Consider the following 23,300-nt stretch of genomic DNA (forward strand, 5'->3'; position numbering starts at 1 on the left):
ATCACGTAGCCATCTTGGATTGGAATGCCGTATGATTTAAAAATATCCTTCCCCTGGTATTCATGAATTTTCATGGATTAGTTCCTAACTATTGTTCCGTTATTTCCGTTAATTGCTTCTTTCACACCTTCGATTGAGGTGATAACCACTTTATCTCCATGATGTTTCAGGAAATATAAAGCAGCTTGAATTTTTGGTCCCATACTGCCGGCCTGGAAATGGCCTTCTTCATTATAAGTTTTTGCTTCAGATGCTGTTATTTCGGTCAATTGTTGTTCCTCATTCGTGCCGAAATTTAAACATACTTTATCTACATCTGTAATAATCCAAAGTTCATTCGCTTTGATGACACGCCCCAACAAGGCTGCGGATAGGTCTTTATCCACCACAGCATCGAGACCTTCGATATTCCCATTTTTATCCAAATAAGCGGGGATACCACCTCCACCGGATGCAATAACAATAATGCCATTATCCACCAATGTTTGGATCGATTTACCATGCTCAATATATTGGGGTAGTGGACTGGGAACCACTTGACGCCATTCACCTGGATTTTGTTCTTTAACTGTCCAGCCAAATTTTTCAACCATTTTATTAGCTTCTTCTTTTGGGAATCGCTGACCGATATATTTTGATGGATTTTTGATGGATGGATCATTCGCATCCACGATTGTTTGGGTTATCAGTGTAACCACTTCGCGATCAATTTCTTCCAATTTCAACGAATTTTGCAGGGACTGTTGAATCATGTATCCAATGGAACCTTGGGTTTCTGCGACACAAATGCCCAAGGGTAGAGGCGGCACATCGCTATGGGTCAATTCCATGCGAAATAATTCATCCCCCACCTGGGGGCCGTTTCCGTGAGTGAGACAAATGTTGTATCCCAATGTGACAAAATGCATAATGGCATCAAGACTTTCCCGCGTATGGGCGAATTGCTGGTGAATTGTACCCGCTTCACCTTTGGGAGAGAGGGCATTGCCCCCCAATGCAATTATAACAGATTTTTCCATAGATAGTTTAAATGATTGTGTGGATTTTATTCTTCACCCATAAATGGATATCGAAAATTCTTTGGTGGATCGAAGGTTTCTTTAATTGTCCGCATGGATATCCAGCGAATCAAATTGAATATGGATCCTGCTTTGTCGTTTGTTCCGGAAGCGCGGCTGCCCCCAAATGGCTGTTGACCAACAACAGCACCGGTGGGTTTATCATTGATATAGAAATTCCCTGCGGCGTGTGTTAGTTTTTCTGTTGCATCATTTACCGCTTCACGATCTTGTCCCCACACACAGCCCGTTAAAGCGTAAGGTGAGGTGGTATCTACTAGTTTTAGGGTGGCTTCCCAATCTTTGGGATTATAGAGATAAATGGTAAGAACAGGTCCAAAGATTTCTTCGCACATGGTGGTGAATTTTGGATTGTCTGTTAAAATCGTTGTCGGTTCAATGAAATAACCAACGGAATCATCGCAATTACCCCCTGTGATTATTTCAGCATCGGCTGCTTCATTGGCACCCTTAATGAAATCTGAAATTGAATCAAAAGCTGATTTGTCAATCACCGCATTCATGAAGTTTGAGAAATTTTCCGGATCACCCATTTTGATTTCATTCACCTGTTTCACATATTTCTTTTTCAGTTCAGGCCAAATGGTTGTTGGGATATAAGCACGAGAGAGAGCCGAACATTTTTGCCCTTGATATTCAAAGGCACCCCGAACCATAGCCGTTGCCAGTGCATCCACATCGGATGATTCATGGGCGATACAAAAATCTTTTCCGCCGGTTTCACCAACAATTCGTGGGTATGATTTATAATTGGCAATATTTTCACCAACTGTTTTCCACATACCTTGAAATACTGCTGTAGAACCGGTGAAATGGACGCCCGCCAAATTTGGGTCACTCATAACATTAGGGCCAACTTCTCTACCGGAGCCGGGAATGAAATTGATAACACCATCGGGAACACCTGCTTCTTTAAATAATTTCATCATAAAGTGGGCGCTATACACTGCGCTTGAGGCCGGTTTCCACAAGGCAACATTTCCCATAAGGGCCGGTGCTGCGGGGAGGTTTCCGGCGATGGAAGTAAAGTTAAATGGTGTGACCGCAAAAATGAAGCCTTCTAAAGGTCGGTGTTCTAGCCGGTTCCACATACCATCGGGAGAATAGGTGGGCTGTTGGCTATAAAGATCCTGAGCATACCAACAGTTAAAGTTCAAAAAGTCGATCATTTCGCAAGAGGCATCAACCTCCGCCTGGAAAGCATTTTTACTTTGGCCGAGCATAGTCGCTGCGTTAATTGTTTGATCATTATGGCGCTGGAGGATGGTGGCCATTTTCTTAAAGATTGCCGCACGAGATTCCCATGGCATCTTGGACCAAGTTTTCCATGCATCCATGGCTGCATCAATAGCCATTTGCACTTCTTTTTTCCCCGCCATGTGGTAATGACCGAGAACATGATTATGGTCATGGGGAATGCGCATTTCACCCATATTACCCGTTTTGATTTCTTGTCCACCAATAATAAGGGGTACTTCAATCTGCTGGGATTTTAAATCTTGGATGCGCGCTTTCAGGGCAGCCCTCTCCGGAGTTCCAGGGGCATAGGATAAAATCGGTTCATTAACAGGTTTGGGAACGATAGCTTTAGCGTTTTGCATTAAGGCCTCAGTTAATTAAGAATTTTAAGGTCAAAAAAAGCTTGGGAATTTATTGGTTAAAAAGGGAGGATTCAAGTGATGGAAGTAGTATTGTCATTGCGAGAGGTTTCGCCTCAGGCAGAACAGCGAAGCAATCCCGTATGGTCAAGTAGAGGATTGCCGCGACCCACAAAATGCGGGTTTCGCAATGACAAAAGGAGTGATGGATTAATGGAGGTTTGAAATGATGAGTGCGCCTGTCCGCCCTTTTTTTTATTCGGGTTGATACCTAGGTCAACCCACACAATATTTATTGAACTTGAACAGGACGCAACGTCCTATTCAGAGAGATTGGAATTCAAAAGAGATGTATTAAGAAATCGAATCTAAAATCGAAACCATATCTTCTTTTTCAGAGGCAGAAACGAGCGCTTTTCGCATAGGACTGGCCCCATCAAATCCGCGGATATACCACCCGAAATGTTTTCGCATAAGGTTGATGCCAACCCGTTCACCATGCCAATCAATCATATGATTAAGGTGTCTTTTGCAACAGGCGACTTTATCATAAATCGACGGTTGATCTGGAATTGGTTGTCCTTTATATAATGCAACCGCGTCCCTAAAAAACCATGGATTCCCTAACGCACTACGCCCTACCATTACCCCATCACACCCAGTTTCATCAAACATTTTCATTATATGGTCGGGCGTTTTAATATCTCCATTACCAATAACGGGCAAGGATGTAGATTCTTTCAGTGCTTTGATTAATGTCCAGTCCGCAGAACCGCTATAGCTTTGTTTGGTAGTTCGTGGATGAAGAGCAATAGCTTTGACGCCGATTTTTTCTAGTCTAGGTCCTACTTCTGGCACGACAATTGAACTGGAATCCCAGCCCGCGCGCATTTTTACTGTTACGGGCACTTCAGGAACCGATTCCACAACGGCTGAAGTTATATCATCCATTAAACATAAGTCCCTTAATGCTGCAGAACCAGCACCTCGCTTGGTTATTTTCGGCACGGGGCAGCCATAGTTGATGTCCAGTATGTCGGGAGAAAATTTATCAACAATCATACGAGCAGCACGGCTCATAACCTCTGGGGAATCTCCAAAAATTTGGATGCCGATTGGTCGTTCAAAAACTGTGAATTTAATCATTTGCCATGTTTTGGCATTTTCTCTGATTATGCCATGGGCAGAAACAAATTCAGAATAAACGACTCCGGCGCCTTGCTCTTTACATAAAACGCGAAAGGGGTAGTCCGTCACCCCTGCCATTGGGGCCAAGAGGATGGGTGTCTCTATATTTAGGTTGCCGATTTGCATGAATCAATTTAATGAATTCAAAACGTGTTAAATAATTCTTTCAAGCGGAATTTAAAAGCAATATATTTGCTGGCTTTATTAGACAATAAAATAGCAGTTTGAGGAATTATGAGTAGAGTTTGTGACGTAACAGGAAGAAAACCCATGTTCGGGAACAATGTGAGCCATGCCCACAACAAAACCCGTCGTCGGTTTGATATTAACCTGCAGAAAAAAAGATTTTGGTTAGCGGATGAAAACCGCTGGATTACCCTCAATGTTTCCACACAGGGCTTACGGCTTATTGATAAGATAGGTATTCGTAAAGTTTTGAATAGAATGAAAGCTGACAAGAAAAAAGTTTAACTTTATATTATACGATCAATAGATCCTCCTTTGGTTAAAAAACCCTCGTCTTTTGGCGGGGGTTTTTTGTTTTTTGACAACCAAATGAGCAATTATAAGTACGTATTGTGATGCGTCTTTACTCCAAAAAAAAAGATCCTCCCGCGGTTAACAGGAGGATCTTCATAGCAAGGATGTGCCTCGCCTACCAAGAAAACAAGAACTAGACGATTAGTCGCTAGATATGTTTTTATTCATGCTGTCGTCTAATGAATGCGGGTACTTCCAAATCATTCCCGTAAATGGGTGGATTTGTGTCATCAAAAAACATGGTTGCTTTTGGTTTTTCAATCTCAGGTTCTTTTGGGATTAACTCTTCCTGATAAGATTGCTGATGTAATGGTACATTTTCTTTTTCCGCAAGGATTCTAGTTTGAGTAGGTGTCACTTCTTTATGTTCGTTATGGTTACTTCGTAAATCATCAACCACAAGTTTACGGTTAAACCCCGTGGCAATTACTGTTACTTCGATGGAATCACTCAGAGTTGGATCTATTACTGCGCCAAAAATGATATTGGCATCCTTGCCCGCTTCTTCAAAAATAATTGAAGTTGCTTCGTCCACTTCCATAAGTGTCATTTCAGGACTGCCGGTAATATTCACCAATACACCTTGGGCGCCGGAGATAGAAGCACTATCCAGCAGTGGACTCGAAATAGCTTGTTGTGCGGCCAATACGGCTCGTTCTTCTCCATTAGCTGTTCCAGTCCCCATGACAGCTTCACCCATGTTTTTCATGACTGTTTCAACATCGGCAAAATCAAGGTTGATTAATCCATGAACATTGATTAGATCAGATATTCCTTTGGATGCATGATGAAGAATGGAATCCGCCAATTTAAATGCTTCCACAACCGTTGTACTCTTATCTACAATAGACATGAGTTTTTGATTTGGAATAGTAATAACTGTATCACAAGCTTTTCGCAATTCAGTTACACCGGCCAACCCACGATTCATCCGTTTTGGTCCTTCAAAATTGAAAGGAACTGTTACAATTCCTACAGTCAGAATTCCCATTTCTCGGGCGAGTTGTGCTACCACAGGCGCAGCGCCTGTTCCGGTACCACCGCCCATACCGGCTGTGATAAAAACCATGTCCGCTCCTTCTAACATGGATTTCATAACTTCTTGGTCAGCCTCCATGGCATCTTTACCAATTTCTGAACGGGCGCCAGCACCTAATCCTTTGGTAAGATTTTTTCCAATCTGTATTTTATTTTCAGCACCATTATTATCTAGATCTTGGGCATCTGTATTAATAACAATAAAATCGACACCGGTCATTCCGGCTTGGATCATGCGATTAACTGCATTTCCGCCGGCACCACCTACGCCGATAAGTTTGAGGTTTGCTTTTTGTTCAGCTAGACTATTGAATTCAAATAGCATAGTGATTCTCCTTTTCTTCGTTTCTTGGTATGTGATTTATTATTTTTTTCATTAAAAAAAATCTTTTACTAATTCTTTCAATTTGTCGAATGCACCTTTGATTGAGGTACCTGTTTTTTGGATGAGGGAAAGGTCATCGCCAAAGATTTTCCATTGTGCCAAGCCAATAGCACTCGCGTAGATCGGACTGCTGGCAATATCCACTGCACCGCTAATATTATTAGGCTTTCCTATGCGAACAGGCATATTGATGGTTTCTTGGGCGAGTCCAACGAGGTTTTTTAATTCTGAGCCGCCACCAGTAAGAACCATGCCATATGTCAATTTATCTTTTATATCAGCGCGGGATACTTCGCGCATAGTCAATTGTAGGATTTCAACCATTCGTGCTTCCACATATCGGGATAATTCATGTTCAGAAACTTTGCGTTTTATTTGTCCATTTTGTGCCGGCAGTTCAAAGTCCAGGGCAGGAGATGACATTGATGCTTTTGCAGAACCATAAGTCTTTTTTATATTTTCTGCTTCATCAATTCCCACTTGAAGCATTACAGCAATATCATTTGTAATGCTTGCAGCGCCAATACCTAAGGTAGCTGTGTGGCGAATGCCACCTTCATGGTAAACCACGATATCCGTAGTAGTGGCACCTATATCTACGCAAACTACACCGAGATTTTTTTCATCCTCCACCAATGTGGCGATGCTTGAAGCCAGCCCTTGATAAACGATTCCATCAACTGCCACTCCTAATTCTTCCGCACAACTAGCTAAGTTTGTGGCAGCGGTGGTTGCAACTGTGATTAAATGGACACGGGCTTCCAAGCGTCTTCCCGTCAATCCAACCGGGTCTTTAATAGAATCCATGGTATCGATGACGTATTCCTGAGGAAGCACATGAAGAATATCACGATCAACCGGGAGGGATATAGCTTTTGCCAAGTCCAAGACCCGATGGACGTCTGCCGCTGTAATATCATGCTGTATAGACACATTTGAATTGCCGTTATTTCCAATCGCAATGGCACCTTGTGTATTGATTCCCCGGATGTGATCCCCGGAAATTCCAAGGGACAGTTTTTGCACATTAATATCAGCCATTGTTTGGGCTTCCTGAAGCGCATGATCCATCTCTTCTATGAGTTGATCTCGATGGGTGATTGATCCTTTTTTAATTCCAGTAGCGGGAGAAATACCTACACCCAATAATTTTATACTATCTGAATTGGGATCCACCTCAGTTATAGCGCAACAGATTTTATTGGAACCGACGTCTAAACCGGTCTGTATGTATTTCTCCTGGTTTCGATTGGAGCGAATCATGTCCACTCTCGGGCTACCAGCTGTTTCTTATACCGCATATCCAGCAACCTGTAGTCGGTTAACTGGCGTTGTCCTAAAGCATTATCAAAATTTTTCAATATATTTAATTTGAGTAAAATATCCTTTTTCCCAAGAATGACTCGTGTGGGTCGATCCGCTAGAATAAGGACATATTCATCATCCTTGTTTAAAGTTAATTCAGAAATATTTTCATATAGTTTGGGATACCCATTGGAAATCTTAGTTAGAATATTGACAGCTTCTTTCACTTTGATTGAATAGGTTTTTTCTCCTTCTGGATAGAGATCTTTAGCCGAGTTAAATCCGGATAAAATTGGTATAAGGGCACTATGGCTGTACGCATGATCCGGGAGAACAACACCTTCATCATCGATCATTAATAATGATTCCAAATTCAGTATGGCCAAAGGCTGCCGTTCTACAATATTTATTCTCAATTGATTGGGATAGTGGCGACTGACTCTTGCCGCCTTCACGAATGGATTAGTCTCAATTGATTCAGCAATCTCTCCCAAATCCGCATCATGAATTGATTGAATATTAAATTTATCAATAATCTTTTGGTAATCTGCTTTTTCTAAAATTTCATAGCCACTAATGCGAATTTTGTTCATATCAAATGATTGCCGATAGTTGGCCCATTTAGCGGCACCCAAAAATGTCAGGAGAAATAAAAGAGTTAGACCGGCGCCAATGATCTGCCTCATAGAAATATTTTGTTTTTTCTTTTTGCTCATACGTCAAATGTCCCCATTTTAAATCCCAAAGTTTTTACCTCTAAATCCAACATGATACCAAATTTGCCCTGGACAGTTTCCCTAGCTAAACGAATAAGTTTAACAATATCCTTTGCTTTAGCTTTACCATGGTTTACAAAAAAGTTGGCATGAATCGGAGAAATTTCAGCATCACCAATTTTTATTCCTTTTAGTCCTGCTTTATCAATAAAGTATCCCGCTGCACCCTCAGATGGATTTTTGAATACACTACCAGCAGAACGAAATTTCAGCGGTTGAGATGCTTTCCGTCCGCCACTTGCCACGGATCGTTTTTCCATAACTGTTTTTTCATCGCTTTGAATCAGTTCAAATTCTGCGCTGACAACAATCTCGTCAGTAGGGAAGGTCGAGTGTCGGTAGCTGAAAGAAATGTCTCCGGGTTGATACTGCATTTCATTACCCGCCATAGTCATCACATTAACATGTTTCAGGTAGTTTGAAATTTCACCACCGAACGCGCCAGCATTCATGACCAATGCACCGCCCAATGTTCCAGGGACGCCAATTAAACTTTCTACTCCCGAAAGGTGGCGGCTTATGCATTCCTTAACCATTTTACCTAACATTACACCGGATTCCGCTAAAATATTTGCACCATTGATTTCAAGGTGATTAAATGATTTCCCCAATGTAATTACCAAGCCGTCAATTCCTTCATCAGCCACTAGTAAATTTGAACCAGAACCTACGAAATATGTAGGAATGTCATGAGCCTTTGCAAACTGAAGCATCTCTGCCAAGTCGGCTTTATCCTTTGGTGTAACATAAGCTCTTGCCGGGCCGCCGATACCATAGGAGGTATGTTTTGACATTAATTCATCTTTCAGGTATGTGCCTTTTGTCATTGTATTCAATGTTTCCATGGGATCCACCTCAGGCAGCCACTTCTTTACTATTTAAATGATCAAAATAAGATTGGCCATAGCGCCAAATTGTTCCAGCGCCAATGGTGATGACCAAATCATTTTCTTGGACAATATTATCTAAGGCATCTTGAAGGTCATCCAACTCAGGAATATAATGAGCTTGTTTATGGCCGGCAGAGCGGGCGGCATCAAATACCAGTTTACCCGTCACGCCTTTTATGGGTTTTTCCCGGGCAGGATAAATATCTGTTACAATAAGAATATCACTATCCATAAAAGCAGCAGCAAATTCTTTGTAAAATGATTCAGTGCGTGTGAATAGATGGGGTTGAAATACGGCAATTATCCTGCGATCCCAACCATCTCTGGCTGCTTGAAGGGTGGCAGAAACTTCCGTTGGATGGTGAGCATAGTCGTCCACAACCATCACATCGTTAGCCACACCTTTAATTTCAAACCGGCGGCGGACGCCACCATAACTGCCAATCCCTGCAATAATTGCTTTCGCATCTAATCCCATTTCAAATCCGATTGCGGCTGCCGCTAAGGAATTCAATACATTATGCTTTCCCGGAACATGAAGCGTTACATCGCCACAATTTTTATTATTTTGATATAGGGTGAATGTTGTAACCATTTCATTGGGTCGAATATTTTTTGCGCTGATTTCAGCTTGGGAAGAAAGGCCATAAGTAATCACGGGACGCTTTACCTGAGGAATTATATACTGAACGCCGGGCGAATCAAGGCACGCCACAAGAGCGCCATAAAAGGGGACAGAATTGGCGAAATTGGCGAATGAATTAAATAGATCATCCATATCATCATAGCAATCCATGTGTTCCCGCTCAATATTTGTAATAACGGCGATGGTGGGTTTTAGCTGGAGGAAACTTTTGTCATACTCATCTGCTTCAACCACAATAAGATCACCGGATCCCAATTGTGAATTGGTATTAATATTCTGTACCAATCCACCCACAACCATTGTGGGATCCAAATCAGCATGAGATAGTAATGCACCCACCATAGATGAAGTTGAGGTTTTCCCATGAGTCCCGCCCACACCGATGCTGGTTTGTTTTAATGCGATTAATTCACCCAGCATTTCTGCACGTTTAATTATAGGAATATTATTTTCATGGGCGGCGATCAATTCAGAATTATCCTTTGGCACTGCACTAGAGTAGACCAATACTTCGCAGTCTTTTACATTTTTTGCTTCATGCCCTTCAAAAATGGTGGCACCATGGGTTTTTAAATTCCTGATAATCTCGGAATCATTCAAATCTGAACCGCTTACGGTAAATCCAAGATTCATGAGTAATTCAGCAATACCGCTCATGCCAATTCCGCCAATCCCAACAAAATGAACTTTATTCACTTTTCGAAACATCATGATTGAATTAACGCCAATGCATGATCCACAATTTCGGAAGTGGCGTTTGGTTTACCCAATTTCAAACTTTCATTTCCCATGACCTTTAATTGGCTTTCACTATCAAATAGTCCTTGAATAAGTGAAGCCAATTTTTCGGGGATTAAATCTTTTTCGGCAATTATAGTTGCAGCACCGTGTTTGGCTAATGCGTCGGCATTCTTTGTTTGGTGATCCGCCGCTGCAGAGGGGAGAGGAATCAAAATAGATGGCTTCCCGCAGACGGTTAATTCTGAGCAAGTGATAGCGCCGGACCTGCTCATGACCAAATCACAGGCGGCGTAGGCATTTGCCATATCATCAATGAACGGCAGTACTTTACAACTGTCATTTTCATGATGACTGTATTTTGAAAATTGACTTTTCCCCGTTTGCCAGATAACTTGAATATTTGAAATAGATAGTGTTGAAATCATTTTATCCATGGTCTCATTTAACGCGCGGGATCCTTGGCTACCTCCAAATAAGAATAATGTTTTTTTATTTGAATCAAATCCAAATTGACGCAATCCAATCTCTTTATTTCCCATATTAATTTCTTTTCGCACTGGATTGCCGGTCAAAATGCACTTTTTTTTTACATATAATTGTGCTTCTTCAAATGCGATACACACTTCTTGGGCCTTATCCGCGAACCATCGTGTTGTGACGCCAGGGAAAGAATTCTGTTCTTGGATTAATGTTGGTACAGATTTCAAGATTCCTTCCCTTAGTGGAAGTGCGCTTGCATAACCGCCGGTGGCAATAATCATACCAGGATTAATGGCTCGAAATATTTTTTTAATTTTTGCTATAGATGATATCAGTCTTACAGGAAGAAGAATGTTTTTGCCAATACCATCTAAGTTTAAACTGCGTTGCAAACCCCTAATTGGCAAAAGCGAATGATTTACATTCTTTACCGGTAGAACGTCTTTTTCAATTCCAAACTTGGAGCCTATATAGTGGATATTGGCGTCAGGCTGGCGGCGCATGATTTCGTCACCAATGGCAAGCGCTGGGAAGAGGTGCCCACCAGTCCCTCCCCCGGAAATGATAATGCTCATTGAACTAGCCATTGAATTTCGGCCTCCAATCTGATCTGTGGCTGACACTGCGTTTTGCCTGGCTAATATTGATAAGAATACCAAAACAAGCCAAATTCATGACAAGACTGCTACCACCATGGCTGACCAATGGCATGGGCAAGCCGGTTACAGGAAATATCCCCGTGACCACGGCAACATTGATAAAAGCATAAATTATAATACTAAAAGAAATACCCATGGATAGCATAACGCCGAATGGGTCGGTTGTCTCCTTGGCAATCTTTATGCCTCGCTGAAAAATGAAAAGAAAAAGTGTAATAATAAAGATTGCACCCAAAAAGCCTAACTCTTCCCCTATTATTGCATAAATAAAATCAGTGTGGGGCGTTGGGAGGAACAGGTTTTTTTCCATACTATTTCCTAAACCCAAACCCCAGAAACCGCCATTGCCTAAACTTATCAATGATTGCTGCGCCTGATATCCAACAACTTCCTGATTAGCGGACCCCATACCAAAAACAGATCCAAGCCAGTAAATGACTCGTTTCATTCTATAAGAACGCATGAGCATTACGGGAATCATGACCACAATTGCCACTGCGCTGGTAGCCATTATATGGGGAATACGTGCGCCACCAATAAATAACATAGCAAATCCAATAAAACCTATCACGGCTGCGGTACTAAAATCAGGTTGAATCACAATTGTCATTAAGATGGCTGCCATGAGTACGATTGGTGGGAAAAATCCGGAATAAAAATCCTTAAGCTTTTCTCGTTTTTTATCAATGTAATAAGCAAGGTAAACAATGAGTGAAAAGCGGGCGATATCTGAAGTCTGAACGGTGACAAAGCCCAAATCCAACCAGCGTGCCGGGAAACTGATTCCCTTAATAACATACATTAACTTGGTGGCCAGCAATAATACGATCGATCCAATCATGAGGTAGGGTGCGATCGATTTGAGTTTGCGGTAATCCATCATAATAAAGAAAAACATGATGAACATTCCCACGATCATGCGCTTTAAATGAGAACGAAGAAACAATGTATCCGTGACGTTCCCTGTTTGATTGAGAGATAGGGAAGAACTTGCACTGTAAAGCATAACCGTCCCCATGACACAAAGAATTAGAACAAGCACCATTAAAACCTGGTCATACTTTTTGGTAATTATATCAATTTGTCTCATATCTTAAACCAAGTCTTTCACTAAGGATTTGAATACGTCTCCCCGCTCTTCAAAATTGGTGAATTGATCAAAACTGGCGCATCCCGGAGAAAGCAATATGATATCTCCGGGGACTGCGCGCTGATGACAAATCTCAACGGCATCTCTTAAACTGGAAACCTGTTCCAGCTTTACCGCATCCCTGAGTGCCGTTGAGATTTTTTCACCCGCCTGACCGTAGGCGACAATTTCCTTCACTTTGTTTTGGGCATGTGGAAGGAGTTGAGAGAATTCCCCACCTTTGTCTTTTCCACCTAGGATGAGGTGGATGGAGGAGTCGAAACTATCCAAGGCAACCTTGACTGCATCCACATTCGTGGCTTTAGAGTCGTTGTAATAGGTTACCCCATTGATATCCAAAACTCTTTCGAGTCTGTGTTCTACTCCCATAAAGGAAGACATGACTTGGGCAATCCGTAAATTGGGAACGTCCATGAACTTCGCTGCAGTTGCAGCGGCAAGGGCATTCGCCAGGTTATGTTGTCCGGGAAGAGCGAGTTGATCTAGTTGAATTAGCGTGGCGTGCTTTTCATCGTAGATTTTTGTGGCGTTCATGGTAAAAACAGTTTCTCCATTCCCAAGGATACTGAATCCATGGGTTTGGGGTAAAGCGCCGTCAAATTTTGTTTTTAAAATTGGATCATCAAAATTGTAAATAATATGATCTGTCCCATTTTGATTTTTGATCATGCTCAGTTTGGCTTGGATGTAATCATCCATATTGGCATAACGATCCAAATGGTCTGGAGTAATATTAAGAAATACAGAAATTAATGGTTTGAAATGGACGATATGCTCCATTTGAAAGCTGGATATTTCTAGCACATGAATGCGATTCACTGGTTTATCTTTCAGATCTGCCAAAACGATTTCTGAAAATGCAGTACCCACATTCCCTGAAAGGGCAGGGGATAGGCTTTCTGTTTGGCACATTTTGTTCAACAAATGGACAGAAGTCGTTTTCCCATTGGAACCAGTGAGGCTGATGATAGGGGCATCGGTGAACCATGAAGCGAATTCGATTTCGCTCACAATAGGAATACTTTTAGCTTTTGCATTGAGTACGATTTCAGCATCTTGAGCAATCCCCGGGGAAACCACCCAAAGATCTGTATTATAAATTTTTTCTGTATGTCCACCGGTTTCAATTTGTATACCGAATGCTTCGAGCTTTTTTCCGGATTCAACCATTGTGTCAGTTGACCCTCCATCACTGATAAACATATTAGCCCCGAGGTAATGGCCTAGAAGGGCGGCCCCTTCACCACTGCGGCCAAATCCTATCACAGTGATTTTTGACTCTTCAATATTAATATTTTTTCTGTTCGAGATATTCATTAACGAATCTTAAATGTTGCTATTGTTAATAGTGCCAATAAAACCCCAACGATCCAAAAGCGGATGACGACACGAGATTCTGGCCAGCCTTTGAGTTCAAAATGATGATGGAATGGCGCCATGAGAAATAATTTCCGAGGTTCACCATATTTCTTTTTGGTATATCGGAAATATCCAACTTGAAGAATGACCGATACCGCTTCTGCCACGAAAACGCCTCCGATGATAATCAGTAAAAATTCTTTTTTCAGTAAAATAGCCAAAGTACCCAGCGCGGCTCCCATTGATAAAGACCCCACATCACCCATAAATACTTCTGCCGGGGCAGCATTAAACCATAAATAGCCCAAACAGGCACCCACGCAAGCCGCTGTAAATATGGTTAATTCTCCTGCGCCGGGGAGATAAATAATATTTAAATAATCCGAAAAATCCACACGGCCGCTCATATAGGCAATTGCTGCAAATACAGTGAATGATATTGCCAAAAGTCCCGCCGCCAATCCATCCAGCCCATCGGTGAGATTTACCGCATTGGATGTTCCTGTAACGACTAAAATAATCATGGCGGGATATAACAAACCAAAATCGATTACCGAATCTTTAAAGAAGGGGAGTGACGTTACTGTTCTGAAATTGTCCCAGGCCGGTGTATTATATATCCAGAATGTGACAATTATACCCAATAGAACTTGTCCAGCTAATTTATAACGAGCCACCAATCCTTTTTTTGTTTTTTTAACTGCTTTGAGGTAATCGTCAATAAAACCGATGAAACCCATCCAAATGGTAGAGATCAAGATAATTTGAATAAAGGGGTTGGTCAAATCTGCCAAGAGGGTGGTGGGCAGGATAACTGCGCTGAGGATAATTATCCCCCCCATCGTTGGAGTGCCTTTTTTCTTGTGATGGCTCTCCGGGCCATGTTCTCGAATTTCTTCACCAATTTGATATTGGCGAAGTTTTTGAATTATGGCCGGTCCGAGGATGAAACTGATGAGCAATGCCATAATTGCTGCACTAGCGCTGCGAAATGTGATGTACTGAAAAATATTAAATGGGGAGAAAACTTCACGGAGCGGATATAGGAGATGGTAAAGCATCAGTTTTCCAGAATCGCTTCCACAATAGTTTCCATCTGCATACCTCGGGACCCCTTAACCAAAATTTTATCACCATCATTAATGATGGCTTTTAATGAATCAAGGAGATCATTCTTATTATCAAAATGCCGGTGTATTTCTGTCGATTCTATGGCTGCATCTGTGGCTTCTGTTTCATTCCCAACGGTAAAAACAGCGTAAAGTTTTGCTTCATCACATTTTTGCCCAACATTGCGATGTTGTTCAATAGATGATGCTCCCAATTCAAACATATCTCCGAATACAAAGATTCGATTTCCATTTCCACTAAAAGCCTTGAGGTAGTCAATAGCCGCTACGGTGGATTCAAGGTTGGCATTATATGTATCGTCAATTATTGTTATTTCACCATTATTTTTCACCTCGCAGCGGCCTTTTGGTGGCTGGAAAGATCCGATTTTTTCCCTGATATCTTTCCACTCCAATCCAAGGGTGCGGGCGATGGCTGTACAGGCAATTACATTCTTAACGAAGGATAAATTAACAGAATGGGTAGGTATTTCTTCAGCGTCAATAGTTAATGTTATTGTGCCGTCTTCTTCATGGTGAAGATCAGCGGGATAATTACAGTCCGGGGTAAGGCCGAACGAAACCAATTCGCCGGGAACATTTAAATCAACAATGTGATGGTCAGCGGCATTTACAAATGAAATGCCATCTTTTAAACTTTTGAAAAGTGCACTCTTGGTTTCAGCGACTTTTTCGATTGTGCCGAATCCTTCTAAGTGAGCCGGCGCAATATTGGTTATAACACCGTGGGTAGGGCGGGCGATTTCGCACAGGTCCTTAATATCCCCCGGTTGATTGGCGCCCATTTCTACTATAGACGCTGAATGTTCTCCAGTTAATTGCAGTATAGTGAGGGGGAGTCCGATGGATGTATTAAAATTGCCTTCAGTGGCGTGAACAATAAATTGAGTGGATAATATATGTTTTAACAATTCTTTTGTGGATGTTTTACCATTTGAGCCGGTGATGCCAATAACGGGCAAACTAAACTGTTCTCGCCAAGCAGTGGAAACATCGGCGATAGCTTTTACAGGATCCTTAACAACGATTTGGACACCATCAACATTTTCATCAATTTTATTGACCAATGCGCATGCGGCACCATTTCCAAATACATTTTTGAGAAACACATGTCCATCCACACGTTCACCTTCGATGGCGATATATAGATCGCCGGGCTGAACTTCTCTACTGTCAGTAACGATACCTTTTATTTCAGTCTTTAATTGTGAACCCAAAGCTTGTTCAAATATTTTTGCGAAATTTTCTGGATTCGGTAGATCAATTCGCATGGATGAATTCCTCAATTATTTCAATATCGGAATAAGGATGTTTCACACCTTCGATTTCTTGGTAATTCTCACGGCCTTTTCCCAAAACAACAAGGGTGTCATTTTGATTTAAACTTGCCATTGCTTCTTTTAAAGCAATACTGCGATCATAAAATAACTGGTGTTTATCTTCAGAAAGGCCACTGACAATTTCGTTATTAATATCGTCTAAATTTTCTGACCGGGGGTTATCTGGCGTAATGAATAATTGATCAGCATATTTTTCGGAAATTCGACCCATTTCAGGACGTTTTGTTGCATCACGATCACCGCCGCATCCAAATAAAACTAATATGTTGGCATTTGGTTTTTTCATAGTCGAGATGGTTTGTAAAACTTTTTCATAGGCATCGGGTGTATGAGCATAATCCACAATTACCGACTCTCCATTCGGCAGTTGAAATACTTCCATTCTTCCGGGGATGGCGGTGCATTGAGATAAGCCATCTCGAATTACAATAGGATCAATCCCGAGTGAAACAGCAATACTAACGGCACATAAAATATTTTCTACATTGAAATCTCCAATCAGAGAAGAAGAAATTGAGACTACAATTTCCCCCGCTATGATCTTTCCTCGGATTCCATTTAAGTCTGATGATAATTCTGAAAAATGAATATCGGCGGCACCATTTTTAGAAATGCTCACCACCGGCGCTTGGGATTCTTTTGCCATAGCCAGCCCCAAAGCATCATCATGATTAATAATGGCCGTTCCTGTAATGGGCAAGGCATGAAACAGCTTTGCTTTCGCATGGAAATATTCATCCATTGATTTATGGTAATCCAAATGCTCGGGGGAGAGGTTGGTGAAAGCACCCATATTAAAATCGACATCAGCGACCCGCAACTGGTCTAAGGCATGGGAAGACACTTCCATTACAACATGAGTAAATCCTTTGTTCAATAATTCCCGAAATATTTTTTGCAAACTGATTGGGTCTGGTGTCGTTAATGTTTTTTCAGGAGCGTATCCTTCAGCAATTATACCTAAAGTGCCCAATTGAGCACCTTTAATCCCAGCTTTCTTCAGGATTCCATGAACAAGGGAAGCTGTCGTTGTTTTGCCATTTGTTCCCGTAATACCGATAACTGTTAATTCTTTTGTGGGGTGGCCATAATATTCGGCAGCCACGCGACTGGCCGCTAATCTTGGATTAGCAACTTTGATATTCGGTACCGATAATTCGCCCATATCCCTGCCGTTGGAAATAACTGCAGAAGCGCCTTTTTCAATAGCCTGAGAAATGAAATCGTGGCCATCAACTTCGGCACCATAGATGGCGACGAACAAACTTCCATCAGTTACATCCCCGGAATGTGTGCAAATATTTTTTACACTAGTGGATGGCAAAGATGCATCATTCCTGGCAATATCTTTTACAAGTTTACTTAGCTGCATTTAATTCAAGCCCATAGTGCATAAAGACCCGGGCAACTTTTTTGTTCCCGGGGTGGGACTTTGCCAAATCACATGACCCGATCCCGTAAAATTAGCTCGCATGTTAGAGGCGATTAATACCCGTTTGGCTTTACGAATACTCATGCCGCGCACATCAGGAACGATTGTATATCCATCTTGGTATTTTGGATAAGCCGCAACTGTATTAATGGGTATCATTTCTAATTTATCGTATTGATTTGCATCAACATAAATGGGTTTTGATTTAGGTTTATGGTATTGAATTGAATCATCCATATTGATGATTCGCTGGGCAATTCGTCGAAATACTGGCGCGGCACCATATCCACCCCAATGGTAGCCATATCGTGGCTCATCTAGAACGACAACACATACCACTTGAGGGTCCTCTGCTGGGAAGAATCCAGCAAAGTTTGATATATATTTGCTTTGAGAATATGACCCTTCCATGAATTTATGGGCTGTACCCGTTTTGCCCGCAACAGACCAACCTTGAATATTGGCTTTCGTCCCCGTCCCTGTTTGAACGACCTGAACTAACATATCTTTAATTGCAGCCATAATTTCCGGATCAGCAACTTTGCGAATTACTTCAGGCTTTTCGGTATAAACGACTTTACCGTCCTGAGAAAGGATTTGCTTAACTAATCGGGGCTTAAGTAGAAAACCGCCATTAGCGATGGATGAATAAGCTGATGCGAGTTGTATCGTTGTTACCGCCACTTCATAGCCGATAGAAACTTCGGCCAAAGATATTTCGCTCCAATCTTTAGTTTTGCGAAGGGTCCCTTGGATTTCACCCGGGAACCGAATTCCCGTAGCTATACCAAATCCGAAATTTCTAGAAAATTTATAAAGGGGATTCCTGCCAAGCTTCTGGGCAATTTTGATGGTTCCTACATTACTGGAATGGGCAATAATTTGGGGGAATGTAAGTAGTCCAAATTTTTCATGGTCTGTAATTATTTTACCCGCCACCAAAAATTGGCCGTCTTCACAATAAAATTCATCATAGAGTGAAACAGTTCTTGTGGCGACAGCTGCTGTGGCAGCAACAATTTTATACGTTGATCCCGGTTCAAATTGATCTGTGATTACGCGGTTCTTTTGATTCTCAATAGGGGCGGCCCCAGGCTGGTTTGGATTGTAGTCCGGCAGGGAAGCCATGGCCAGGATGGCGCCGGTTTGAGGATCCATTAAAATGCCCATTGCACCTTTGGCGTCTGTCTCTTTCACCCGACGAGCTAATTCTTCCTGGAGGATACTTTGATATTCAAGGTCGATAGTCAATTGAATATTGGAGCCATCAACCGGCGGTTTAATGGGAAAGCTTGTTTTGAATTGGGATCGCCCTTTACCATTTACCGATTTAACCACCCAACCGTGAGTTCCAGACAAATGGTTATCATATTCTTTTTCAATTCCCGTGAGGCCTTTGTCATCCACATTTGTGAAGCCGATCACCTGAGACGCGACATAGGTATGGGGATAAGATCGTCTTGATTTTCGATCGACAACCAACCCGGGTATACGTTGACCTAAAATTGTTTCAACCTTTTTCCGACGAAGGTTTCGATCCAGGTAAACAAATTCAGCTTTTGAATCCAATTTTTTTAAATAATAATCCGCCTCTCGCCCGGTGGATTCTGAAATTAAGTTGGCAAACTTTACCTTATCCTTAATTTTTGTGGGATGGGCAGCTAGGGAATAATGAATAATATTTCGCGTGAGAGGCGTATTGTTGGTGTCGTATATATTTCCACGGACCGCCAGAAGGGGCTCCTGCCTTTTACCTTGCCGAATACCCTGTTCGCGATAGGATTCGCTATCAATGACCATGATCTGAAAAAGGCGCGCAGAAAGTCCCACCCATGCAAAAATAAGGAAACAGGAAAGGACCGTAACCCGCGAGCGGAATTTCAGATAAGTCTTAGTCAATTTGTGCCGGCTAAAATATTTTCGTTTATAACAATCATTAAGGTTTCTGGCTGGGCCGGCACCATTTTCAATTCAGTCCGCGCAACTTGCGATATACGATCTCCCCGGGAAAGCTGGGCAATATCCATTATTAATTCAACCACAGAATTATCCAACACGCGGGCAACTTCGTTTTGGATTTCAATGGCCAGCATGGTTTCATCCACTTCGGTATAGACCCATAGATAAACAATTAGCCCAACGATAGAAAGGATAGTGGTTGAAAAGAAAAGGAGCGTTTGAAAGAATTCTCGATTTTTCTTTGTCCGGCGTTTGCGTTTTTTAGGATGCATTAAACGATCCTTTCTGCTGCCCGGAGCTTAGCACTACGGGAGCGACTGTTTTCGGCTTGTTCATCCTCAGAAGGGGTGATTGGTTTTTTAGTGAGCACCTTTAGCTCTCCTGCCTGCTTTAAGGATCGAAATGCATGTTTAACCATCCTGTCTTCGAGTGAATGGTAGGACATGATAACAACTCGACCGCCAACAGCGAGGTGGTCAAAAAAAATGTCGAGAAATGATGCGAGTTTTTCCAACTCGCCGTTTACCGCGATACGTATGGCTTGGAATACGCGCGCCAGGGATTTGCGTCTTTGTTGTGGAGGGGTAGACCTGCGGACGGCTTCCTTTAGGTCGGCAACCGTGGACAGGTTCGAAAAATTTTTTATTGATCGGGCAATTCTTCGGGAATGTCGTTCTTCACCAAATTGGTAAATAATATTAGCCAATTCATTGTCGGAAGAACGAGAAATAAGTTCAGCGGCTGTTTCTCCTGAATTCCCGTTAAAGCGCATATCTAACTGGCCTTCGGACTCAAAGGCGAATCCCCGCGAATCAGAATCTAGCTGCATAGAGGAGAGACCTAAGTCTAGTAATATACCATTCACTTTAGATATCCCCAAACGGTTAAGGATATCAGGGAATTTGTGGTAAGAAGATTGGTGGACAGAAATGGGACGTGCGGAGGCACCAAACAGGTTTTCGCATATTTGAAGTGCCTCCGCATCCCGGTCAATTCCTATCAGCTGCCCTTGGGAGGAGAGCCTGTTTAGGATTTGTGTGGCGTGCCCGCCAGCCCCGACAGTACCATCTAGGTAGATGCCCTTGGGCTGCAGGTTTAAGTATTCCATTACTTCGGAAACCATCACAGGAATATGGGGGAGTGAGTGTTCCTGCGATACTTGCGCGATCATTATAAAATGATTTGATTTGCCAGTTCATCAAATTCAGATGAATCGATTTTTTGCGATTCTTTATCAGCGGAATCCAATAATTTGGGATTCCAAATTTCAATTTTATTTACCATACCTAAGATGAGAGCATCTTTCCCCAACTGGGCATATTCAATCAAATTTGGCGTAATGGCAATTCGCCCCTGTTTATCATATTGAACAGATGATGCATATCTGACCGTACTACGAACGAAGGAACGGTTAATTCGAGATAGGGAGGAGAGCTTACGAAGTTCATCTTCAATTGATTGCCAGACTATAGCAGGATAGACCCAAACGCATGAATCCATACCCCGAGTGATTACAAAGGATTGGTCATTGTCTGCCGTAAGCACATTCCGGAATTTGGCCGGAATATTGACGCGCCCTTTGGTATCTAATGAATATGAAAATTCGCCAGTAAATGTATTTTTATTTATCGTCATGCCCAAAATCGTTAGGGATTATTACCCACAACTACCCATAATCTATCCCCTGTTCCCCACTTATGTCAATATATATTATGAAAAAATTATACCATCCCCACGGCAGTTGTAGGGATTGGATAAACGGTTACTTTAAAGTTTTGTGGGGTTAGCTCTTCGGGAGGAAGTGCTGGATGATGACGGATTTGTCACCGGCAGAGAGGGATATGCGAACAGGGTTTGATGACGAATTGAATGAGTTTAATACTGATCCATTCAAGTAAAGGTTTAACCCTTGAGTATGTTTAAAAAGAATATCGAAAGTTAGAACGAATTCATAAATGCGAATATCGCCGGAGGGTAATATTTCTTCAATGGAATTTAATGTGTCTGTTTTAGATCGGAACCAGACTCGCTCTGCAGTGGCCAGTTTCAATTGGTACGGTTGTTTTGCTTCCATGATTTGTACAGATTCGGATAAAACATCAAAGTTGTTTTGGAGATCCTGTTCGCTAATGGAGCCTTCATCTAGAAATTCGCTGAGATATTCTACTGGTGCTTTGGCTGCTTCTTCTGCATTTATGACGCGGATTATATAGATGGCAAAGATCAATATACCCACTAGAAGAAACCCCTTTATCATATCAGTGCGAACGTTTTTTGCTGATCGAGATGATGTCATGGCCGCTTGGTCGTCTTCGGATAATTGAAACTTCAATTCCTTCAGAGGATTTTCCTCTAATTGAGGTTCAGTTTTGGCGGGTTTTTCGGATTTATTCCCTAAAAAATTTTCAAGGTTATTCAGGATTTTTTCAGGATCAACGCCGATTTCATTGGCGTAGGCTCGAATAAAAAGACGAATATAGGTGTGGGGCAGTAAATCAAACCGCCCATTCTCAATGGCGTTGAGATAGTTGAGGTTAATCTTGGTCCTGTTATGAATTTCTTCAAGGTCAATGCCTTGCTTCTCACGGATTGATTTTAATTCTGTATAAAACTCAGACATAATGGCGACAAAGTTACATGCAGGTTTAACTTCCGAAAACTCTTTTTATCTAACAATTAATTTTAGTTTGAAGTGTTGGTGATTTTCGAAGAATTTAATTTAGAAAAATGATTATAAAATTTTGAAAGAGGAAACCCCATTACATTATAAAAGCAGCCATCAATTTGATTTACGCAAACAGAGAACCAATCCTGGATACCATAGCTTCCCGCTTTATCAAATGGATTATAAGTATCAATATAATAATAAATAACATCATCAGTTAAAGTGTTAAATGCAACATAAGTTATGGCGTGAAATGTCTCACTAATGGCTGATTTTAAATGTTGAATAGATACTCCGGTATATACTTGGTGGGTATTCCCGGACAGTCGTTTAAGCATCCGGAAACTGTCATTCCGATCCTTTGGTTTACCCAATATTTCTGATTCAAAAACCACCACAGTATCAGCGCCGATAACATAATGATTCGGATGATTAATTGCAACATCAGAAGCTTTCTCACGGGCATAATGTTCCACAAAATCGGGTGGCGATAGGTCGATAGAAAAATCTTCATGGACATTGCTGGGAATCACCTCAAACTTCAGATCGATTTGTTCTAACAGTTGCTTCCTACGGGGTGAACTCGAAGCAAGAATGATGGGATAATTATTCAATGGGTTCATCGAAACACAGCCAGACGCCCAATATGGTTTATCTTTTGTGAGCCGTCACCGGCAGTCATTTTATATAAATATACACCATTGGCTAGCATGCCGCCATATTCATCTCTGCCATCCCAATTAATTCGATGGTAGCCGATTGAATAATATTCGGGGGGGATTGACTTGATACGGCGACCTTCAAGTGTATAAATATCCACTGTTATTTTAGCATCAGAAGTAAGCTCAAAGGTGAATTGCGTTTCATGGGCAAAGGGGTTTGGAAAGTTGAAAACGTGGAGCAAATCTAACTTTTTCGATTTTAATAAAGTTAGGTCAAT

The 23,300-nt window shown here is 41.7% G+C and carries 22 protein-coding genes; 1 reads left to right on the forward strand and 21 read right to left on the reverse strand.

Features of this window, described 5'->3' with window-relative positions; genetic code table 11:
• Nucleotides 1-77: 77 nt before the first annotated feature.
• The 3 genes from HN459_05210 to dusB form a co-directional block, all read right to left on the reverse strand.
• Complete coding sequence (locus HN459_05210) at nt 78-1,019, reverse strand: carbamate kinase (protein ID MBT3478844.1); 942 nt, start codon at nt 1,017-1,019, stop codon at nt 78-80.
• Nucleotides 1,020-1,045: 26 nt separating this feature from the next.
• Nucleotides 1,046-2,680, reverse strand: a complete 1,635-nt coding sequence (gene pruA, locus HN459_05215) for an L-glutamate gamma-semialdehyde dehydrogenase (GenBank protein ID MBT3478845.1) — start codon at nt 2,678-2,680, stop codon at nt 1,046-1,048.
• A 351-nt stretch (nt 2,681-3,031) separates the two neighbouring features.
• Nucleotides 3,032-3,991: a tRNA dihydrouridine synthase DusB gene (gene dusB / locus HN459_05220; GenBank protein ID MBT3478846.1), complete on the reverse strand. Its 960-nt coding sequence runs from the start codon at nt 3,989-3,991 to the stop codon at nt 3,032-3,034.
• Nucleotides 3,992-4,099: 108 nt separating this feature from the next.
• Between dusB and rpmB the strand changes: the two genes are divergently transcribed.
• Complete coding sequence (gene rpmB / locus HN459_05225) at nt 4,100-4,336, forward strand: 50S ribosomal protein L28 (protein ID MBT3478847.1); 237 nt, start codon at nt 4,100-4,102, stop codon at nt 4,334-4,336.
• Nucleotides 4,337-4,565: 229 nt separating this feature from the next.
• On the opposite strand, the gene ftsZ is transcribed toward rpmB, so the two are convergent.
• The 18 genes from ftsZ to HN459_05315 all read right to left on the reverse strand — a co-directional run.
• Nucleotides 4,566-5,768 carry a cell division protein FtsZ gene (gene ftsZ, locus HN459_05230; protein MBT3478848.1) on the reverse strand — a complete coding sequence of 401 codons (1,203 nt, stop codon included), beginning with the start codon at nt 5,766-5,768 and terminating at the stop codon, nt 4,566-4,568.
• 51 nt (nt 5,769-5,819) lie between these two features.
• Nucleotides 5,820-7,091, reverse strand: coding sequence for a cell division protein FtsA (gene ftsA, locus HN459_05235; protein ID MBT3478849.1), 1,272 nt, complete (start codon nt 7,089-7,091; stop codon nt 5,820-5,822).
• Nucleotides 7,088-7,849, reverse strand: a complete 762-nt coding sequence (locus HN459_05240; protein MBT3478850.1) for an FtsQ-type POTRA domain-containing protein — start codon at nt 7,847-7,849, stop codon at nt 7,088-7,090. The genes ftsA and HN459_05240 overlap by 4 nt, the downstream gene beginning before the upstream one ends.
• Nucleotides 7,846-8,754 (reverse strand): UDP-N-acetylmuramate dehydrogenase, encoded by a 909-nt coding sequence (gene murB, locus HN459_05245; GenBank protein MBT3478851.1) that lies wholly within the window; start codon nt 8,752-8,754, stop codon nt 7,846-7,848. Before murB ends, HN459_05240 begins: the two co-directional genes overlap by 4 nt.
• 10 nt (nt 8,755-8,764) lie before the next feature.
• Nucleotides 8,765-10,153 carry a UDP-N-acetylmuramate--L-alanine ligase gene (locus HN459_05250; GenBank protein MBT3478852.1) on the reverse strand — a complete coding sequence of 463 codons (1,389 nt, stop codon included), beginning with the start codon at nt 10,151-10,153 and terminating at the stop codon, nt 8,765-8,767.
• Complete coding sequence (gene murG, locus HN459_05255) at nt 10,153-11,289, reverse strand: undecaprenyldiphospho-muramoylpentapeptide beta-N-acetylglucosaminyltransferase (protein MBT3478853.1); 1,137 nt, start codon at nt 11,287-11,289, stop codon at nt 10,153-10,155. Before murG ends, HN459_05250 begins: the two co-directional genes overlap by 1 nt.
• Nucleotides 11,246-12,415 carry a cell division protein FtsW gene (locus HN459_05260; GenBank protein MBT3478854.1) on the reverse strand — a complete coding sequence of 390 codons (1,170 nt, stop codon included), beginning with the start codon at nt 12,413-12,415 and terminating at the stop codon, nt 11,246-11,248. The genes murG and HN459_05260 overlap by 44 nt, the downstream gene beginning before the upstream one ends.
• Nucleotides 12,416-12,418: 3 nt before the next feature.
• The gene (murD, locus tag HN459_05265) at nt 12,419-13,792 is read right to left on the reverse strand and encodes a UDP-N-acetylmuramoyl-L-alanine--D-glutamate ligase (GenBank protein ID MBT3478855.1); all 1,374 of its coding nucleotides are present in this window, start codon (nt 13,790-13,792) and stop codon (nt 12,419-12,421) included.
• Complete coding sequence (locus HN459_05270) at nt 13,792-14,895, reverse strand: phospho-N-acetylmuramoyl-pentapeptide-transferase (protein MBT3478856.1); 1,104 nt, start codon at nt 14,893-14,895, stop codon at nt 13,792-13,794. The genes murD and HN459_05270 overlap by 1 nt, the downstream gene beginning before the upstream one ends.
• Entirely contained in the window at nt 14,895-16,235 is a 1,341-nt protein-coding gene (gene murF / locus HN459_05275; GenBank protein MBT3478857.1) for a UDP-N-acetylmuramoyl-tripeptide--D-alanyl-D-alanine ligase, read from the reverse strand. The genes HN459_05270 and murF overlap by 1 nt, the downstream gene beginning before the upstream one ends.
• Complete coding sequence (locus HN459_05280) at nt 16,225-17,676, reverse strand: UDP-N-acetylmuramoyl-L-alanyl-D-glutamate--2,6-diaminopimelate ligase (protein ID MBT3478858.1); 1,452 nt, start codon at nt 17,674-17,676, stop codon at nt 16,225-16,227. Before HN459_05280 ends, murF begins: the two co-directional genes overlap by 11 nt.
• Nucleotides 17,677-19,536 (reverse strand): transpeptidase family protein, encoded by a 1,860-nt coding sequence (locus HN459_05285; GenBank protein ID MBT3478859.1) that lies wholly within the window; start codon nt 19,534-19,536, stop codon nt 17,677-17,679. It abuts the gene before it with no gap.
• Between the two features lie 95 nt (nt 19,537-19,631).
• On the reverse strand, nt 19,632-19,967 hold the full coding sequence (locus HN459_05290; GenBank protein MBT3478860.1) for a hypothetical protein: 336 nt from the start codon (nt 19,965-19,967) through the stop codon (nt 19,632-19,634).
• Nucleotides 19,967-20,866 carry a 16S rRNA (cytosine(1402)-N(4))-methyltransferase RsmH gene (gene rsmH, locus HN459_05295; protein MBT3478861.1) on the reverse strand — a complete coding sequence of 300 codons (900 nt, stop codon included), beginning with the start codon at nt 20,864-20,866 and terminating at the stop codon, nt 19,967-19,969. Before rsmH ends, HN459_05290 begins: the two co-directional genes overlap by 1 nt.
• Complete coding sequence (gene mraZ, locus HN459_05300; GenBank protein MBT3478862.1) at nt 20,866-21,330, reverse strand: division/cell wall cluster transcriptional repressor MraZ; 465 nt, start codon at nt 21,328-21,330, stop codon at nt 20,866-20,868. The genes rsmH and mraZ overlap by 1 nt, the downstream gene beginning before the upstream one ends.
• A 148-nt stretch (nt 21,331-21,478) precedes the next feature.
• Nucleotides 21,479-22,315, reverse strand: a complete 837-nt coding sequence (locus HN459_05305) for a helix-turn-helix domain-containing protein (GenBank protein MBT3478863.1) — start codon at nt 22,313-22,315, stop codon at nt 21,479-21,481.
• A gap of 62 nt (nt 22,316-22,377) precedes the next feature.
• The gene (gene maf / locus HN459_05310) at nt 22,378-22,983 is read right to left on the reverse strand and encodes a septum formation protein Maf (protein ID MBT3478864.1); all 606 of its coding nucleotides are present in this window, start codon (nt 22,981-22,983) and stop codon (nt 22,378-22,380) included.
• A partial coding sequence (locus HN459_05315; GenBank protein ID MBT3478865.1) for a T9SS type A sorting domain-containing protein occupies nt 22,980-23,300 on the reverse strand: 321 nt, incomplete at its 5' end. The genes maf and HN459_05315, both read right to left, overlap by 4 nt.

It is taken from the genome of Candidatus Neomarinimicrobiota bacterium, assembly GCA_018647265.1.
GTDB lineage: Bacteria > Fidelibacterota > Marinisomatia > Marinisomatales > TCS55 > TCS55.

Bases quoted from the DNA above. Each gene is read 5' to 3' on its own strand.
- murF (MBT3478857.1), bottom strand. From the start codon at position 16,235: ATGCGAATTGATCTACCGAATCCAGAAAATTTCGCAAAAATATTTGAA.
- murD (MBT3478855.1), bottom strand. From the start codon at position 13,792: ATGAATATCTCGAACAGAAAAAATATTAATATTGAAGAGTCAAAAATC.
- HN459_05280 (MBT3478858.1), bottom strand. From the start codon at position 17,676: ATGCAGCTAAGTAAACTTGTAAAAGATATTGCCAGGAATGATGCATCT.
- HN459_05285 (MBT3478859.1), bottom strand. From the start codon at position 19,536: ATGGTCATTGATAGCGAATCCTATCGCGAACAGGGTATTCGGCAAGGT.
- HN459_05250 (MBT3478852.1), bottom strand. From the start codon at position 10,153: ATGTTTCGAAAAGTGAATAAAGTTCATTTTGTTGGGATTGGCGGAATT.
- mraZ (MBT3478862.1), bottom strand. From the start codon at position 21,330: ATGACGATAAATAAAAATACATTTACTGGCGAATTTTCATATTCATTA.
- rsmH (MBT3478861.1), bottom strand. From the start codon at position 20,866: ATGATCGCGCAAGTATCGCAGGAACACTCACTCCCCCATATTCCTGTG.
- HN459_05260 (MBT3478854.1), bottom strand. From the start codon at position 12,415: ATGAGACAAATTGATATAATTACCAAAAAGTATGACCAGGTTTTAATG.
- maf (MBT3478864.1), bottom strand. From the start codon at position 22,983: ATGAACCCATTGAATAATTATCCCATCATTCTTGCTTCGAGTTCACCC.
- HN459_05270 (MBT3478856.1), bottom strand. From the start codon at position 14,895: ATGCTTTACCATCTCCTATATCCGCTCCGTGAAGTTTTCTCCCCATTT.
- ftsZ (MBT3478848.1), bottom strand. From the start codon at position 5,768: ATGCTATTTGAATTCAATAGTCTAGCTGAACAAAAAGCAAACCTCAAA.
- dusB (MBT3478846.1), bottom strand. From the start codon at position 3,991: ATGCAAATCGGCAACCTAAATATAGAGACACCCATCCTCTTGGCCCCA.
- HN459_05210 (MBT3478844.1), bottom strand. From the start codon at position 1,019: ATGGAAAAATCTGTTATAATTGCATTGGGGGGCAATGCCCTCTCTCCC.
- HN459_05290 (MBT3478860.1), bottom strand. From the start codon at position 19,967: ATGCATCCTAAAAAACGCAAACGCCGGACAAAGAAAAATCGAGAATTC.
- murB (MBT3478851.1), bottom strand. From the start codon at position 8,754: ATGGAAACATTGAATACAATGACAAAAGGCACATACCTGAAAGATGAA.
- HN459_05305 (MBT3478863.1), bottom strand. From the start codon at position 22,315: ATGTCTGAGTTTTATACAGAATTAAAATCAATCCGTGAGAAGCAAGGC.
- rpmB (MBT3478847.1), top strand. From the start codon at position 4,100: ATGAGTAGAGTTTGTGACGTAACAGGAAGAAAACCCATGTTCGGGAAC.
- HN459_05240 (MBT3478850.1), bottom strand. From the start codon at position 7,849: ATGAGCAAAAAGAAAAAACAAAATATTTCTATGAGGCAGATCATTGGC.
- pruA (MBT3478845.1), bottom strand. From the start codon at position 2,680: ATGCAAAACGCTAAAGCTATCGTTCCCAAACCTGTTAATGAACCGATT.
- ftsA (MBT3478849.1), bottom strand. From the start codon at position 7,091: ATGATTCGCTCCAATCGAAACCAGGAGAAATACATACAGACCGGTTTA.